The organism is Sphaerisporangium sp. NPDC049002 (assembly GCF_040649355.1).
GTDB lineage: Bacteria > Actinomycetota > Actinomycetes > Streptosporangiales > Streptosporangiaceae > Sphaerisporangium.
The window spans coordinates 1-15,724 of record NZ_JBEZFH010000004.1 but is presented as its reverse complement, the minus strand read 5'-3'; the positions used below and the strand labels follow the sequence as shown (position 1 = coordinate 15,724).

Here is a 15,724-nt window from a genome sequence, read left to right as displayed (position 1 = left end):
CGTTCGAATGGGCACCGGGCTTGACCGTGGCCGCGCGCGGGGCCAGGCTGTATGGGGGCGACATTTCTCCATGTCGTCTGAGCGCTCGGCCCTCGCTGTGAGGTGGCACGATGACCATGGTGGAATTAGAAATACCTCGCGAGTTTCAAAATATCCTGCGGCCGCATTTGCCTTATGCCGGATCGGATGACTTCTCCGCGTGCGACGACCTCGCCGGACTCGGGCTCGATTCGATGGGCGTCGTCCAGTTGCTGGTGGCCCTGGAGGACGGCTACGACATCGAGCTTCCCGACGACATCCTCGACGAGGAGACGTTCGCGACCGTCGGCTCGCTGTGGCGGGCGCTCTCCGCGCTCGTGGCCGCGCAATGACGACCGGGCGTCACCGCCGGTCACGAGTGTGAGGATCGCGGATGCTGACTCGGGTCGATGATCTGCTGGGGTGCGGGGACCCCGGGCGCCCGGCGCTGACCTTCAAGGACGAGACCCTTACCTACGGTGAGCTGGCCCGTCGCGTCCGCCTGGCCGCCTCCGGCCTGCGGCGCCTCGGGCTCCGGCGCGGCGAGCGGGTCGTCGTGTACCTGGAGAAGCGCGTCGAGACGGTCGTGGCGATGCTCGCCGTGTCCTCGGCGGGCGGGGTCTTCGTACCGGTCAACCCGCTGTTCCGGCCGAGGCAGGTCGCGTACGTCGTCGCCGACTGCGACGCCCGCGTGCTGATCACCACGGGGGAGCGCCACCGCACGCTGCGGACCCGGATCGAGGCGGGCGGGTCACCGCCGCACCTGGTGCTGATCGGCGACGCGGCCGACGCCGGCCCCGGGGTGACCACCTGGGCACGGCTGTGCGCGGAGGAGGAGCCGGTTCACGGCGGCGACGGGGTGATCGACGCCGACGTGGCGGCCATCCTCTACACCTCGGGCAGCACCGGCTCGCCGAAGGGCGTCGTCCTGTCGCACCGCAACCTGGTCGCCGGCGCGCGGAGCGTCGCGTCCTACCTCGGGCACACGAGCGACGACGTGGTGCTCGCCGTGCTCCCGCTGAGCTTCGACGCCGGGTTCAGCCAGCTCACGACGTCGTTCGTCGCCGGCGCGCACGCCGTCCTGATGAACTACCTGACGCCAGGTGAGGTCGTACGCCTGTGCGCCCGGCACGGCGTCACCGGCCTGACGTGTGTACCGCCCCTGTGGCTCCAGCTCGCGACCAGGAAGTGGCCGCGGGAGGCCACCGCGCGCCTGCGGTACTTCGCCAACACCGGCGGGAGCATGCCCGCCGCGACTCTGGCCTGGCTGCGGGAGACCTTTCCCGAGGCGAAGCCGTACCTGATGTACGGGCTGACCGAGGCGTTCCGCTCCACCTACCTCGACCCCGCCGAGGTCGACGCCCGGCCCGGTTCGATCGGGAAGGCGATCCCCAACGCGGAGGTCCTGGTCGTACGGCCGGACGGCTCGGTGTGCGACCCCGGCGAGGAGGGCGAGATCGTGCATCGCGGCGCGCTCGTGTCGCTCGGCTACTGGAACGACCCCGAGCGCACCGCCGAGCGGTTCCGGCCGTACCCGCCGGGGGGCGGCCCCTCGCTCACCGAGATCGCGGTGTGGTCCGGCGACGTGGCCTACCGCGACGAGGAGGGCTTCCTGTACTTCGTCGGGCGCACCGACGACATGATCAAGACGTCGGGATACCGGCTGAGCCCCACAGAGGTCGAGGAGGCGGCGTACGCCACCGGCCTGGTGTCGGAGGCGGTGGCCTTCGGCGCCCCGGACGAGGAGCTGGGGCAGCACGTGGTGCTCGCGGTCACCGGCCCGACGGGCGAGGCATGCGACACCGGCACGCTGATGAAGGCGCTGGAACGCGACCTGCCGAGGTACATGATCCCCCGGCGCGTGGTGGTGTGCTCCCAGATCCCGAGGTCGGGCAACGGCAAGTTCGACCGCGGCGAGCTGCGCCGGATGGTGCGGTGATGTCCGCGCTCCCGGCCGGTTGGTCGGGAAGGCACCACGGCACGCTCACCGTGGGCGGCGTCCCCGTCGAGCGGCTCGCCGCCCGGGTGGGCGGCACGCCGTTCTTCGCCTACGACCGCGAGCTGGTCTCGCAGCGGGTGGCGGCCGTGCGTGCGGCGCTGCCCAGGGAGGTCGACCTGAGCTACGCGGTGAAGGCCAACCCGATGCCCGCCCTGCTCCAGCACCTGAGCGGCCTGGTCGACGGCTTCGACGTGGCCTCGGCGCTGGAGATGCGGCACGCGCTCGACACCCCGGTGCCCGCCGGGCGGATCAGCTTCGCCGGGCCGGGCAAGACGGTCGAGGAGCTGTCGCAGGCGGTCGCCGCCGGGGTCACCATCGAGCTGGAGTCCGAGCTGGAGATCGCGCGGGTCCGGTCGATAAGCGCGGCCACCGGCATCCCGGCGCGGGTCGCGCTGCGGGTCAATCCCGACTTCACGGTCCGGGGCTCCGGGATGCGGCTCGGGGGTGGGCCGCAGCAGTTCGGCGTCGACTCCGAGCGGGTGCCCGAGGTGCTCGCGAGCCTGGCCGGTGACGAATTCGACTTCCAGGGCTTCCACGTGTTCGCCGGTTCCCAGAACCTGCACGCCGACAGCATCTGCGAGGCGCAGCTCAGGACCGCCGAGCTCGTCCTCGGGTTCGCCGACGCGGCGCCGGGGCCGGTGCGGTACGTCAACCTCGGCGGCGGCTTCGGCATCCCGTACTCCAACAGGGACAGGCCGCTCGCCCTCGAACCGATAGGGCACAACCTCGCGAGGGTGGTCGACGGGATGATCCGCCCCCGGCTGCGCGAGGCGAGGATCGTCGTCGAGCTCGGGCGCTACCTGGTGGGCGAGGCCGGCGTCTACGTCACCCGCGTCGTCGACCGCAAGGTGTCGCGCGGCAAGACCTTCGTCGTCGTGGACGGCGGGCTGCACCATCAGCTCGCGGCGTCCGGCAACTTCGGCCAGGTGATCCGGCGCAACTATCCGATCGCGGTGGGGAACCGCATGGCCGACCCGGACGGCGAGACCGTGACCGTGGTCGGCTGCCTGTGTACCCCGCTCGACCTTCTAGGCGACGACGTGACCCTGCCGAGGACCGAGGTCGGGGACCTGATCGTCCTGTTCCAGGCCGGCGCGTACGGCCTGACCGCGAGCCCCACCGCCTTCCTCAGCCACCCCGCCCCGCCCGAGGTCCTCGTCTGACCGCCTGGGTCATGCGAGGTTCCTCAAAGTCATGCCTCTACCTGTTTTCATGGTTATGCGTCGGAGACGCTCCGCCTCAGATCGGGGAGTTGGAACAGGCCCGAGGCGTGCTCGGTCAGCAGATGCGCGACCGGTTCAGGCTTGAGAGCGATGCGTGCAAGATGAAGGGGAGCCAGAGGCGTTTCCTCGATGATGTACTCGCCGCGTGACGGGTCGGCGAACTCCGGCCCGCTGCGCTTGGACGGATCCCAGGCGCCGATGCGGGCGAGGAAGAAGTACTGCCGCTCGCCGTTCTCCTCAAGGACGTGGATGAGGGAGGAGATGGTGGCCTGGCCGGCCAGTTCCTCGTGGATCTCCCGCAGCAGTGCCGTTTCCAGGCTGGTGTCACCGGATTCGACGCCGCCGCCGGGCAGCACCCAGTACGGCTCTCTCCCGGGCCGGATGCGTTTGATCGTCAGCAACTGTCCTCTGGGCGTGATGAGGATGGCTCGTACACGTTCCTTCATGGGAAGTTCCTCTCGGCCGGTGCAGGAGTCGCGGCGAAGTCTTCCAGACGGGTGCGCGGGTCGAGCGCCTGGACGAGTTTGGCGAGGCAGATGGCCGCGTCCTTGCGGTACATCGCGGTAAGCGGGAGCGCACCGAGGATGCGCAGCGCGAGCCACGGTCTGAGCGCCGCCATCGCGTCCTGGCCGGGAACGCCGATGATGACGCCGAGGTCAGCCTCCAGCCGCCGCAGAAGGGCGGTGATCGCGGCACGCCGACCAGCGCCCGCCCTGATGTGCCCCGCGACGTCCAAATGGCCGTCCTCGGTGCGCAGGTAGGTCACGGCGGGCACCAGCGGCGATACGGCGGTGTGCACGGTGCGTGCGTAGGTGAGCGGCTTGTAGAGGGGGACCAGCCAGCCGCCCATGGCGAGCAGATACCACAGCAGATTCGCGGCCTCCCCGGCGAGGCTGTTGCGGCCAGCGTGCTCGTAGTCGAGCCAGCACAGCGGGTCGGCGATGTTCGGCTCGGTCGGGTCTCCTTGGGTGACCGCAGTGGCGCATACCGCGCCGGGTGCCAGATCTACACGAAGCTGTACCAGCAGGGCGGGGATGTCGAGCTTGGTCGTGCAGGCGCCGGTGTCCACGACCAGCGGCGTCATGGGTCCGTACCAGGCGTCCAGCCGACCGCCTGGTGCCAGGCGGGCTGAGTACAGAGCAGGCTGGCAGTCCCCGATGGGGGCGAGGCTGCCGGTGGCGGCGGCGGCGTCCAGCCAGCTGTCGCAGACGGCGTCGACCAGCGGCCGCACCTTGGGCGCCTCACGGTGGTCCTGGTCGGCCTTGTTGATCAGGTCGGCGAGCAGATACTCGCATCGGCGGCCGGCGAACACGTCCTCATAGATCAGGGTGTGCTCGCCGCACGGGTGCGTGATGTCGCCCAGCAGCGGAGCCACCGGAAGGTGACCGCTGATGGACTGCCATCCCTGTGCCTCGCAGCGGGCACGATCGGTTGGCATGCGCTTGCGGAAGGTGCCGTCGGAGTGATGGTGGAACCCGCCGGCGGGATCGTCGATGCCGACAGTCATGGGGTGGGCTCCAGGGTATGCAGCCACCACGTCATGACCTGTTCGGCCAGGGCGATGGTGGCCGTGGGGTCGAGGCGCGGATCGAGAGGGCCGGCTGGCAGGTGGGCAAGCTTGGTGAAGGCATCGAGCGCGTCGGCGTCGCCATGGTGGGTCCGCCCCTCGCAGCGAAGCACGATCTTCGCCAGGAGAGCGGCGACCTTGTACACCGCTCGCACATCGACCGAGTCGCGTAGCAGGAGGCGGCGCAGGTCCATCGCGGCCGTGGCGCCGTCGCGCCGGGTGCGGGCGATGACCGTGTCAGGGTCGGGCTGCGGTAGATGGAACCCGGGTGCTGCCCACAGCACCGGGAGCGCGCCGCTGGCGATCGAAGCGATCGTGTAGAGCAGGCGGGACGTGAGGGCGCCAGCCTGGCACTCAGCCGGCGTGACGACGGTAAGGCCCAGCTTGACACCGTCGAGCCGGGTACGGGCGTCCCGTAGCGCCGTCCCGATCGAGGGCAGCGCGGGCGGGGCGGCGACGATGAGCACGTCGAGGTCACTCCATCCCTGCAGGTACTTGCCGCGGGCGCCGGAACCGGTGACAGCGATCAGAGTGGCCGCGTCGCCCGGAACGGTCACCGCGCGCAGCATGAACTCGAGGAAGTCGGTGAGATGGTCAGGGAGGCCGAGCTCCGCGGCGGGCACCACGCGCGGCCGGTGGGCCTGCCAGAGCCGGCAGCGCACCAGCCGGTCCAACGCGTGGACGAGCTCTGTGTGCGAGCGGCCGTTGTCGACCACGACGTCGGCGATGTCGCGGACGCGGTGGGCCCCGCGGGCCCGCTTGGTCTTGTCCCGCTCGATGACGTCGTCGGGGCCTTGGGTGCCGCGCTGGCAGCGCACCTCGGTGGACGCGTCGAGGTAGACCAGAGTGAGCGCCTCGCCGAGGAGCTTGCCAAGCTCACGGGTCAGGTCGAAGCTGTGCAGGCTTTCGATGCTGAACTGGTGCTGGTAATGGTGCGCGGTGGCGTATCGGTCCAGCTCCAACACGAGCAGTTCGGCCTGTTCGGCGGCCGGTAGGGCGTACACGTCGGTGATCCGGTGACGGGCTGCGGCGCACTCCAGTAGGTAGCCGATCTTCAGGCGGTTGAAGCCGTGTTCGTGCTGCAAGTGGTCGCCTGCGCTTGACTTGCCGCATTCCGACAGGCCGCCGAGTGCCACCGTCCACCGGTCGTTGATCGCAGGCGGGGAGACAGCGACGGATTGTTGGCGCAGCTTAGTGCATAGGTCGGCGTGTACGGCCATGATCGAGAGGTCGCCCGCCACGATCGTCGTGTCGTGCGACACCGGGTGAAGGTGCTCGTTCAGAGCGTGCTGGTAGCGGCTGTACATGGCGGTGACGGTCTGCTCTCGCGAGAGTGCTACGTGTGCTCCGCGGCGGGGGTCGGTGGCGTGCAGGAGCAGTAGTTCGCGTTCGACTCGCTGCGCGCGTGCGATGTCGGAGGCGTAGGGCCCCAGAAGCTGGCCGGCCCGCTCCATGGCCACGGCGTGGTCCGCCTGTTCTCGAACGGCCACGGTGGCCACCACCGAGGCTTCCAGCATGGTCATGCCTCGGTCCAGTAACGCGAGCGTGCCGGGCGGGCAGGCCTGTGCGGCGGACGAGCGAGCCAGGTAGGAACAGGCCAGCACGTCTACGACCTCGCGCAACGGCGCCATTTGGAACCACCATGCGGCCAGTCCTTGACGTTTGGCGTGCCGCCACCGGGGGTCGTAGTCGTCCAGGGGGCCGAGGTTGTGCGCGAGGTAACGCCGTTCCAGGAGTCTGGCCTGGGTGGACTTTCCGACGTTGTCGGGGCCGCTCACAGCCACGGCGACCGCAGGGGCCATCCGCATGATCTACCTCCAGAACACACTAGGTCTGCCCGCCACGGGTATCGGGCAACGGGGTCTATGGGATCTGCTCGGGCCGCATGTCGGTGAGCGTGACCACCAGCAGGGTGGCGAGTACGAAGGGATGCCGGGCGGGTTCGTCGTACCTGACGAACATGTTGTGGCCGGTGCGGCGAGCGACCTTGTTCGCGTCAGGCTCGAAGACCTCGGCCAGTACGCCCGCGGGTTCGGCGGACGCGGCGGTGTACACCTCCCAGGACTTTTGCGGCTGTGGGCAGGTGGCGAGCGACTCGGGGATGCACGCGGGGCAGGTGGGCGGGGCGTTGGTGAGCCCGCGGCCCTCGCTGGTCGCCCGGAATCCGGTCTTGGTGATCACCCACCAGATCCGCCCGGTCTCCAGATCCCTTCCCGATGTCCCGCATACCTGGCACAGCAACGCCTCCATGCACAGCCACTGCCTGCGGACGTTCAGCATCCGCCACATCGGCTCGCCGCCCCGGTCCACCCCGATGCGTGCGCGTAGCATCCCGTCAACCCAGTCAGATGGCCGGGGGTCGACATAGGTGAGGCGCCGGGTGTGACCCTGCTCGGTGAACACCAGTGGGTGCGCGACAGCCTCCTCCGACCATGCGATCACGTACGGGACGCGCAGCACCGGCCGAGGGCCGCCGCGCTGCGGCGGCCCTCCGGGGTCAGCCTCGCAAGCGGGACGGCCGCCGGGCCCGTTCATGGGGCCACGCCGCTCGGTAGCGGGCCGTCCTGCAAGACGATCAGGCCGGTCGTCTTGTCGCGGTAGGCGTGCATCAGGACGGGCCCGTACCGGTAGCAGGGGTAGGGGTAGGCGAATATGTCCAGCCAGGCCTGGCGGACCGTCCCTTCGCCCTTGTTCGGCATGGTGTGCAGTGCGGTCAGCAGTGCCCGGCGCGCGCGCCCGGGGATAGTGGTCACGCCGCACACGGTGCGCCCGTTCAGGTCGTCAGCGGACCACGTCCACAGCTCCTGCGGCTGATGGTCGTCATCGCGTCGAGGTCTGGTCGTCACGCCGCCTCCTGCCGGTGCTTCAGGTTCTGGGGCAGCCTGATGTCGGGCGTCCGGCGACGGCCGGGCGGGGTGCTCGCGCACGCGGGCGGTTGCGGCCTGACGGCCGGGCGGACCCTCTCCGGGGGGCGCGACGCGGGCGGTGCCGGGAACGAACCGCTCAGCGCGAGGTGGCGGCGCGCGTCGAGTCGGGCGCGCATCTGGGCGTTGGTGGGGTGCTCCCACTGGTGGTGGCGGTGCGGCAGGCTGCCGGCGTCGTGCGCGTAGGGAGGGTGACCGCACCAGCGGCACCCCAACGGCCTCGGGGGGGCGTGGTGCCGTACACGGATGGTTCTAGGCTTGGACACGGGTCAGGAGAGCCTTCCTGATCAAGGACCCGTCCGGTCGTCGCTAGCGCCGGACGGGTCCGCTTGTGGCGAGGTTCGAAGCGGAATACCGCTCGTCAGGTAAGACGGTAGAGATGGCTATCCAAGCGGTCAAGCACTTTGCTAGCAAAGTGGTCTGGCTATGATCTGGTCTACCGGTTCAGCTGATACCTTGAGGCCGTGGCAAGCGAAATCACCGACGAACGGTCCATCCAAACCCGGATCGCCGACGACCTGCGTGCTCGCATCGAGGTCGGCGAGTATGCCGCTGGCGACCAACTGCCCACATACGAGCAGCTCACCAGGCGATACCTGTGTAGCAGCGGCGTTGCCCGCAAAGCCATCGACTTGCTGCGACAGCAGGGACTCGTTATCTCCAAACAGGGCAAAGGCGTCTTCGTGCGCGAACGCGTCCAGCCCAAACGCCACGGCATTGACCGGTACGCTCGCAGCAAGTGGAAGCACGGCGGCACCGCCATCCACGACGCCGAGGCAGGCAGCCAGGGCTTGTCGGTCCAACAGCTCTACCGCGAACTTGGCGAGGTCCCCGCCCCGCCCGCCATCGCCACGGCCTTCGGGATCGACGAGGGCGGGCCCGTGTGGGTGCGCAAGCGCACCACGGTTGTGGACGGGCGGCCGCACCAGCTGGCCGATTCCTACTACCCGCTCGACCTCGCCCTGGGCACCCGGCTCACCGAGGAGAAGTCCGGCCCCGGCGGCGGCTTCGCGCGCCTCGACGAAGCAGGCGACCCGCTTGCCGAAATCAGCGAGGAGTGGAGCGCACGCATGCCCACCAGCCCGGAAAGCGTGTCTCTGCAACTGCCCGGCGGGACACCGGTCATGGATCTGACCCGCATCGTCTACGACACCAAAGGCCGCGCCGTCGAGGTCATGCTCGCCGTCATCGCCGCCGACACCGTCCGCATGTTCTACCGCTTTCCGATCCCCGACTGACCCGATCACGGAAGGGGGCATCGATGCCCGAGACCGCCATCCCAGACATCGCCCTCAACGACGGAACCACGATCCCGCAGCTCGGCTTTGGCGTGTTCCGGGTGCCCGATCACGAGGCCACCCCCGCAGTGGCGGCGGCCCTCGATGCCGGGTACCGGGCCATCGATACCGCGGCCTACTACCGCAACGAACCCGGCACCGGCGCGGCGATCGCCGCGTCCGGAATCCCACGCGAGCAGCTTCACATCACCACCAAGGTCTGGCATACCGACCTGGGCTACGACGCCACCCTCGCCGCACTGGACAAGAGCCTCACCAGCCTCAAGCTCGACTACCTCGACCTGTATCTGATCCACTGGCCGGTGCCGTCCCGCGGTCTGTTCGTCGAGACCTGGCGGGCGCTGGAGAGAATCAAAAGCGACGGTCTGGCCCGCTCCATCGGCGTCTCCAACTTCACCCCCGCCACGTTGGAGCGAATCGTCGCGGAAACGGACACGGTGCCAGCCGTCAACCAGGTTGAGCTGCATCCACGACTGCCTCAAGCCCGAGTTCGCGAGTTCGACGCACGTCACGGCATTGCCACCCAGGCATGGAGCCCCCTTGGGCACGGCCACCTCGTCTCTGATCCGACCGTCGCCGCCGTCGCCGAACGCCACGAGAAGACCACGGCACAGATCCTGCTGCGCTGGAACATCGAACTGGGCAACATCGTGATCTCGAAATCCGTCACACCGGAACGCATCCGCTCGAACATGGACGTCTTCGACTTCCAGCTGACCAACGACGACCACCGCGACCTGGCCACACTCGACACGGGAACCCGCACCGGCCCGGACCCCGACGCCTACGGAGCCTGACCCGCAAAGCCATCCGCTTCGAACGCGATCACTTCGCCGCCGCCCGGACGTCGACATGTATCCGGCCGAGAATGGCTGCCACGACGACAACGCTCGGCCCCGCTGCCAGCCTCGAGCCGGTCACCCCGCCTCCCGAGCCACGCCAATGGGAGATGGCCGTAGCGGATGCGGCCACCCGGTTCTCCCTCCCAGAGGTCGACCACAAGGCCCTCAACGGACTCAAATTCAGCACGGCGCTCCCGCCTCGTCTCGCCGAGGCAACGCTTGCGGCCCGGCTTGCCGACCTGGAAGGCGCCGCGGCGGTCCTCCGGGAACCGGCACGCTGGACGGTTCTCCGATAGCCCGACCGGAGCTTTCCAAGCCCCTGAGCCGCCTGCGCCTACTCCTCGGCCTGGTTCGGCGGTGTGGGGAGCTCCTGCGGGAACAGCGACGGTGCGAGGTCCTCGCTGCGGACGTCCCAGAGGTCCTTCAGGGTGCTTTCGGGGTTGGTCGCCGCCAGTTGCGCGCCGAAGGCGAGGGCGCGCAAGATGCCGATCATGCCGTCGGGCGGGACGACGGTGGGGTCGGCCAGCAGCAGGACGCTGGTACGGCCGCCCTGCACCGACACGCGCACGCGGAAGGCCTGCCCGTACTGCTGCGCGAGCGGAGTCCAGAGCAGCTCCGCCGGGGCCTGGTCGGCCGGGTCCGAGGGGTGGCGGTCGAGCTGGACGTAGTTGATCCAGCACCGGAACAGGTGGTTGACCCAGCAGTCGTGGGACGGGCTCTTGCCGTCCCGCGCCGCGACCTCGGCGGCGATGGCGGCCACGCGGTCGAAGTCGTAGCAGGAGTACCGGTAGGACCGGGCGCCCGCCCAGTGCACGCGCTTGATGTGCTCGGCCAGCGAGGACCCGTGGTCGACGGTGACGACGACCGGGATCAGCTGGTTCATCGTGCTGACGATGTCCTGGTGTTCCGGGGCGAACCGGTTCGAGGCCATGAGGCTCAGCGTGACCCGGCCGGTGCCCGTGTACCGCGCGAGTCCCGCGGCGATCAGGGCCGTCACCACAGACGGGGCGGTGACGCCGAGACGCCTGGCGGCCTCGGAGGCGAGCCCGCCGAGCCGGCGCGAGTGCAGCGTCGCCTCCAAGCGGTTGCGCTTCACGCCCGCGGGCAGCGTCGGGAGCTCGTCCATCAGGCCGTCGGCGAGGACGCGCCGCCAGTATCGCTCGGAGCTCTCCTGCCGCTCGCGCCACACCCCGTTGGTCCGCTGCTGCCGCGCGAGCTCGCGGGGCGACGGCCCCATGCGCGCGGTGGCGCGCGGGTCGGCGACCAGGGCCCGGAACTGGTCCTGGAGGTGGTGGATCGACCACACGTCGAGGATCAGGTGGGAGAAGGAGAGGGCGAGGAAGACCGGGGCGCCGTCGGTGGTGACGAGCACGCCCCGCCAGCCCAGGGCGCCGGTCATCGGGAACCCGATGGCGGACAGCTCGTCCTTGGCCTGTTCGGGAACGTCGCGGCTGGCCACCACGCGGTCGACGCGCTCGATGGGCAACGTGACGGTGGGGTGGATCCGCTGCACCGGCTGCCCGTCCGCCACGTGGTAGGTGGTCCGCAGCGGTTCGTGCCTGTCGACCAGCAGCCGCAACGCCGCCGTCACCCGGTCGAGCGGGAGCCCTCTCAGGTCCCATGCCGTCGGGAGGTTGGCATCGCGCAGCCAGTCCTGTGGATACCTCGCTATCTCTCGCCAGCTGAAGAGCTGGCCGTGACTGAGGGGGGCGTCGACGGACATATCGTCTCCTCCGGAGCACTCGTCGGGGCACCTGCCGTGTCTCGCCGCCCCATCCACAGCACCACCGCTGCGGCGGCGGCCGCTATTTCCAGAAGCGTCACAAAGGTGACAAGGGTCGCCGCGTCGGGGCTCGTCAGGGGCTGTCCCCGGAGCGCCTGCCAGGCGGCCACGGCGACGACGCCCGTGTACGTGCCGGCTGCCACGCGGATAAGCCGTACTCGGACCCGCTCGGGGCGCACCCACGCCGTGCGGAGCGCCAATGCTCCGAGCGCCACTGCGAGCAGCGGCAGCGCCTGGAGCGCGTGGATCCCGAGGAAGTACGCCACCCTCAGGTCGCCCCCGGACGTGCTCCAGCCGACGATCGGCAGGCCCGGCCCCCCGTCGGGCACGCCCACACTGTGGGCGCCGGCGACGCCGTCCGCCGGGCCCGCACGCAGGGAGTCCAGCGCCGGGGTGGAGGTCGTCATGGAGAAGCCGAGCGCCATGCCGGCCAGCGACAGCACCAGGCCGAGCCGGATCGCCGAGGCCATCGCGGGATCCTCGAACCGCCGCGTGACCATCAGGACGGCGACGGCCAGGTCGGTCACCCCCAGGGTCACCACCATCGCGGGCATGCCGCTCCACACGAGCGCGACGAACCCGGCCACGCCCGACCCGGCGACCGCGGCGAGCAATGGCCCGTGCGCTCGTATTCCGGATCGCGGGGGAGGATGGAGAACGCTCATTCGAGGGCCCTCTCCTGAAGAGGCAGCTCTGCCGTCCATTACGGATCGCGCCGGCCGCGGTACGAATATCCGGTGTTCATCCGAGGTCGAGGAATTGGGACGCGAAGGCCGTTCCTTTGGGTGGGCGCACCGGTGCCGCGTAGTGGGAATGGCCGTGAGCGGCCACCGCGACCGTAAGCGCGCGATCCCTTCGCAAGGCCCAGCATCTTCACCGCGAACGCCCACGTCAAGTGCGAATACCACACGCGAGCGATGGCAGCTTGCTACTGGCAACAATGTGCCAACATGCGCCCGTGGCCCCGGCTGGAGAGCTGCCATTAAGGTCGCAGTAACTATTCAATAGTCGCAAATCCCCACTGCTGTCCATCATTCCTGCGCGGTGTCTTTATAGAAACCGGCGGTGTCATGTTGGTGATGCCCGAGGCTTGAGGTGGCACGTTGATGGTTGGTGAGTCGATTCATCTGACCGGCACGACGGCCGACGAGTCCGGCCGGTCGGACCCCCGTCCTGATCTCCCGGCCGCGGAGCCGGTCGCCGTCGTCGGCATGTCCTGCCGGCTGCCCGGAGCGGACGACCCCGAGGGGTTCTGGCGACTGCTGCGCGACGGCGTGGACGCGGTGACCACGGTGCCGGAAGGCCGGTGGCCGCACACCACAGCCATCGAGTACCCCCGGGGCGGCTTCGTCCCGGACGTGGACCGTTTCGACGCCGCGTTCTTCGGGATCTCGCCGAACGAGGCCGCGGCCATGGACCCCCAGCAGCGGCTGACGCTGGAGCTGTCGTGGGAGGCGCTGGAGAACGCGCGGATCGTTCCGGGCGCCCTGCGCGGCACGGCCTCCGGCGTCTTCCTCGGGGCGATCTCCAACGACTACGCCGCGCTGCAGGACCGGCTGGGCGAGGGAGGGCTGGGCCGGCACACCTACACCGGCGCCAACCGCGCCATGATCGCCAACCGGGTCTCCTACTTCCTCGGGCTGAACGGCCCGAGCCTGACCCTCGACACCGGCCAGTCGTCGTCGCTGGTGGCCGTGCAGATGGCCTGCGAGAGCCTGCGCCGCGGCGAGACCCGGCTCGCGCTCGCCGGTGGCGTGAACCTCAACCTCCTGGCGGAGACCACCGCCGCGATCGGCAGCTTCGGGGCGCTGTCGCCGGACGGCCGCTGCTACGTCTTCGACAGCCGCGCCAACGGCTACGTACGCGGCGAGGGCGGCGCGCTGGTCGTACTCAAGCCGCTCTCGGCGGCGGTGGCCGACGGGGACCAGGTGCACTGCGTGATCCTCGGCGGCGCCGTCAACAACGACGGCGGCGGCGACGGGCTGACGGTGCCGAGCGGGCGTGCCCAGCGAGAGGTCATCACGCTGGCCCGCGCGCACGCCGGGGTCGTGCCCGCCGACGTCCAGTACGTGGAGCTGCACGGCACCGGCACCAAGGTCGGCGACCCCGTGGAGGCGTCCGCGCTCGGCGCCGCAGACGGCGACGGGCGACCGGACACCGCGCCGCTGCTGGTCGGCTCGGTCAAGACCAACATCGGCCACCTCGAAGGCGCCGCGGGCATCGCGGGGTTGCTGAAGGTGGCGCTGAGCCTGCGGCACCGCGAGCTGCCGCCGAGCCTGAACTTCGCGACCCCCAACCCCGAGATCCCCCTGGACGAGCTCCGCCTGCGGGTCGTGCGGTCCGCCCGCCCCTGGCCCTCGGACGAGCGGCCCCTGGTCGCGGGCGTCAGCTCCTTCGGAATGGGCGGCACCAACTGCCACCTGATCCTCAGCGAGGCACCCCCCGCCCACGACGGCGCGTCCCCCGGCGAATCCGTAGGGACCGGCGAATCTGTACGGACCGGCGGAGCCGCGCGGACCGGTGAACTCGCGCAGACCGGCGACGTGGCCGCGCGGACCGGTGAACCCGTCGTGCCGGTGGCGCTCGTGAGTGAGGACGTGCCGTGGGTGCTGTCCGCGCGGTCCGCCGTCGCGTTGCGGGCCCAGGCGCGGCGGCTGCACACCCGCGTCAGCGAGGACCCGTCGGTCGCGATCGCCGACGTGGCGCTGACCCTGGTCCGCGGCCGTACCGCGTTCGAGCACCGGGCGGTGGTCCTCGGAGCGGGCCGCGCCGCCCGGCTCGCCGGACTGGAAGCGCTCGCCGCCGGGCTCCCCGCCGAATCGGTGGTCACCGGTTCGGTGACCGCCGGCCGTAGCGCGTTCGTCTTCCCCGGACAGGGGTCGCAGTGGCCGGCGATGGCACGCGACCTCCTCACCGGCTCGCCCGCGTTCGCCCAGCGGATCGCGGAGTGCGCGGAAGCGCTCGAACCGTTCACCGACTACTCGCTGCTCGACGTCTTGAGGGGAACGCACGACGCCCCTGGCCCCGACCGCGACGGCGGGTCCGCTCCCAGCGAAGGAGCGGTCACGCTCGACCGCGTCGACGTGGTCCAGCCGGCGCTGTGGGCGGTCATGGTCTCGCTCGCCGGGCTGTGGAGGGCCCACGGCGTCGAGCCCCACATGGTCGTCGGGCACTCCCAGGGGGAGATCGCGGCGGCGACCGTCGCGGGCGCGTTGTCCCTCACCGACGCCGCCAGGGTCGTCGCGCTGCGCAGCCGCGCCATCGCCGGCATCACCGGCCGGGGCGGCATGATGTCGGTCGCGGCCCCGCTCGACGTCGTGGAGCGGGCGATACTCCCGCTGGACCCGCACGTGGCCGTGGCCGCCTACAACGGGCCTCGTTCCGTGGTGGTCTCCGGGACGCTGGAGGCGCTCACCGAGCTCGGAGGCCGCCTGTCGGCCGCCGGGTACCGCACGAAGCTCCTCCCGGTCGACTACGCGTCGCACTCCGCCGAGGTCGAGGAGATCCGCGACGAGGTGCTCCGCGCGCTGGCGCCCATCCGCCCTGTGAGCACCGGCACACTGTTCGTCTCCACGCTGACCGGCGAGCCGATGGACACCGCCGGGCTCGACGCGGACTACTGGTACCGCAGCCTGCGCCGGCCGGTGCTGTTCGCCCAGGCCACCCGGCGGGCGCTCGACGAGCGCTGCGGCCTGTTCGTCGAATGCGGCCCGCACCCGGTGCTCACGGCCGGCATCGAGGAGACGATCGAGGAGGCCGAGAGGGACGCGGCCGTCGTCGGCACGCTGCGCCGGGGCGACGGCGGGCCGGACCGGTTCCTGCGGTCCCTGGCCGAGGCGTACACCCACGGTGCCGCCGTCACCTGGACCGGCACCCGCGAGCCCGGCACCCGCGAGCCCGGCACCCGAGAGTCCGATCGGCACGAGTCCGGCTCCCGCGGGTCCGGCCCACGTGGGTCCGGGCTGGGCGGCGTGCGGGGCGCGCGGCTGGTCGACCTGCCCACCTACGCGTTCCAGCGGGAGCGGTACTGGCCCGCGATCGACGCCCGGCGCCCCGGCCGCCCGGCCGCC

At 70.6% G+C, this 15,724-nt stretch carries 14 protein-coding genes; 6 read left to right on the top strand and 8 right to left on the bottom strand.

The features are described 5' to 3' along the window. The first annotated feature begins 110 nt into the window (after positions 1-110). From AB0B89_RS01660 to AB0B89_RS01650, 3 genes are read left to right on the top strand one after another with little or no spacing between them, the layout of a single operon-like run. Positions 111-371 (top strand): phosphopantetheine-binding protein, encoded by a 261-nt coding sequence (locus AB0B89_RS01660; RefSeq protein ID WP_358546561.1) that lies wholly within the window; start codon positions 111-113, stop codon positions 369-371. A 41-nt stretch (positions 372-412) separates the two neighbouring features. Then, positions 413-1,957 (top strand): acyl-CoA ligase (AMP-forming), exosortase A system-associated, encoded by a 1,545-nt coding sequence (locus tag AB0B89_RS01655; protein ID WP_358546558.1) that lies wholly within the window; start codon positions 413-415, stop codon positions 1,955-1,957. Next, the gene (locus AB0B89_RS01650) at positions 1,957-3,180 is read left to right on the top strand and encodes a pyridoxal-dependent decarboxylase, exosortase A system-associated (protein WP_358546555.1); all 1,224 of its coding nucleotides are present in this window, start codon (positions 1,957-1,959) and stop codon (positions 3,178-3,180) included. The genes AB0B89_RS01655 and AB0B89_RS01650 overlap by 1 nt, the downstream gene beginning before the upstream one ends. Positions 3,181-3,233: 53 nt before the next feature. Here the strand turns inward: AB0B89_RS01650 and AB0B89_RS01645 are convergent, their stop codons facing one another. From AB0B89_RS01645 to AB0B89_RS01620, 6 genes are all read right to left on the bottom strand, one after another. Beyond that, the gene (locus AB0B89_RS01645; protein WP_358546552.1) at positions 3,234-3,686 is read right to left on the bottom strand and encodes an NUDIX domain-containing protein; all 453 of its coding nucleotides are present in this window, start codon (positions 3,684-3,686) and stop codon (positions 3,234-3,236) included. Next, entirely contained in the window at positions 3,683-4,747 is a 1,065-nt protein-coding gene (locus tag AB0B89_RS01640; RefSeq protein WP_358546549.1) for a hypothetical protein, read from the bottom strand. Before AB0B89_RS01640 ends, AB0B89_RS01645 begins: the two co-directional genes overlap by 4 nt. Beyond that, complete coding sequence (locus AB0B89_RS01635) at positions 4,744-6,615, bottom strand: nucleotidyltransferase domain-containing protein (RefSeq protein WP_358546547.1); 1,872 nt, start codon at positions 6,613-6,615, stop codon at positions 4,744-4,746. The genes AB0B89_RS01640 and AB0B89_RS01635 overlap by 4 nt, the downstream gene beginning before the upstream one ends. 55 nt (positions 6,616-6,670) lie before the next feature. Continuing rightward, a complete protein-coding gene (locus tag AB0B89_RS01630; RefSeq protein WP_358546544.1) occupies positions 6,671-7,267 on the bottom strand; it encodes a hypothetical protein in 597 nt (198 codons plus the stop codon). A gap of 71 nt (positions 7,268-7,338) precedes the next feature. Continuing rightward, positions 7,339-7,653, bottom strand: a complete 315-nt coding sequence (locus AB0B89_RS01625) for a hypothetical protein (RefSeq protein WP_358546542.1) — start codon at positions 7,651-7,653, stop codon at positions 7,339-7,341. Then, on the bottom strand, positions 7,650-7,997 hold the full coding sequence (locus tag AB0B89_RS01620; RefSeq protein WP_358546539.1) for a hypothetical protein: 348 nt from the start codon (positions 7,995-7,997) through the stop codon (positions 7,650-7,652). Before AB0B89_RS01620 ends, AB0B89_RS01625 begins: the two co-directional genes overlap by 4 nt. 198 nt (positions 7,998-8,195) lie before the next feature. Here AB0B89_RS01620 and AB0B89_RS01615 point away from each other — a divergent pair, with 198 nt between their 5' ends. Next, positions 8,196-8,969 carry a GntR family transcriptional regulator gene (locus tag AB0B89_RS01615; protein ID WP_358546536.1) on the top strand — a complete coding sequence of 258 codons (774 nt, stop codon included), beginning with the start codon at positions 8,196-8,198 and terminating at the stop codon, positions 8,967-8,969. Positions 8,970-8,992: 23 nt separating this feature from the next. Then, on the top strand, positions 8,993-9,826 hold the full coding sequence (locus AB0B89_RS01610) for an aldo/keto reductase (RefSeq protein ID WP_358546533.1): 834 nt from the start codon (positions 8,993-8,995) through the stop codon (positions 9,824-9,826). Between the two features lie 379 nt (positions 9,827-10,205). Here AB0B89_RS01610 and AB0B89_RS01605 read toward each other — a convergent pair whose 3' ends face one another. Both AB0B89_RS01605 and AB0B89_RS01600 read right to left on the bottom strand, forming a co-directional pair. Further along, positions 10,206-11,594, bottom strand: a complete 1,389-nt coding sequence (locus tag AB0B89_RS01605) for a condensation domain-containing protein (RefSeq protein WP_358546530.1) — start codon at positions 11,592-11,594, stop codon at positions 10,206-10,208. Further along, positions 11,540-12,319, bottom strand: a complete 780-nt coding sequence (locus tag AB0B89_RS01600) for a hypothetical protein (protein WP_358546528.1) — start codon at positions 12,317-12,319, stop codon at positions 11,540-11,542. Before AB0B89_RS01600 ends, AB0B89_RS01605 begins: the two co-directional genes overlap by 55 nt. A gap of 441 nt (positions 12,320-12,760) precedes the next feature. On the opposite strand from AB0B89_RS01600, the gene AB0B89_RS01595 reads away from it, so the two are divergent. Next, positions 12,761-15,724: type I polyketide synthase (locus AB0B89_RS01595; RefSeq protein ID WP_358546525.1), on the top strand; the 2,964-nt coding region annotated here is incomplete at its 3' end.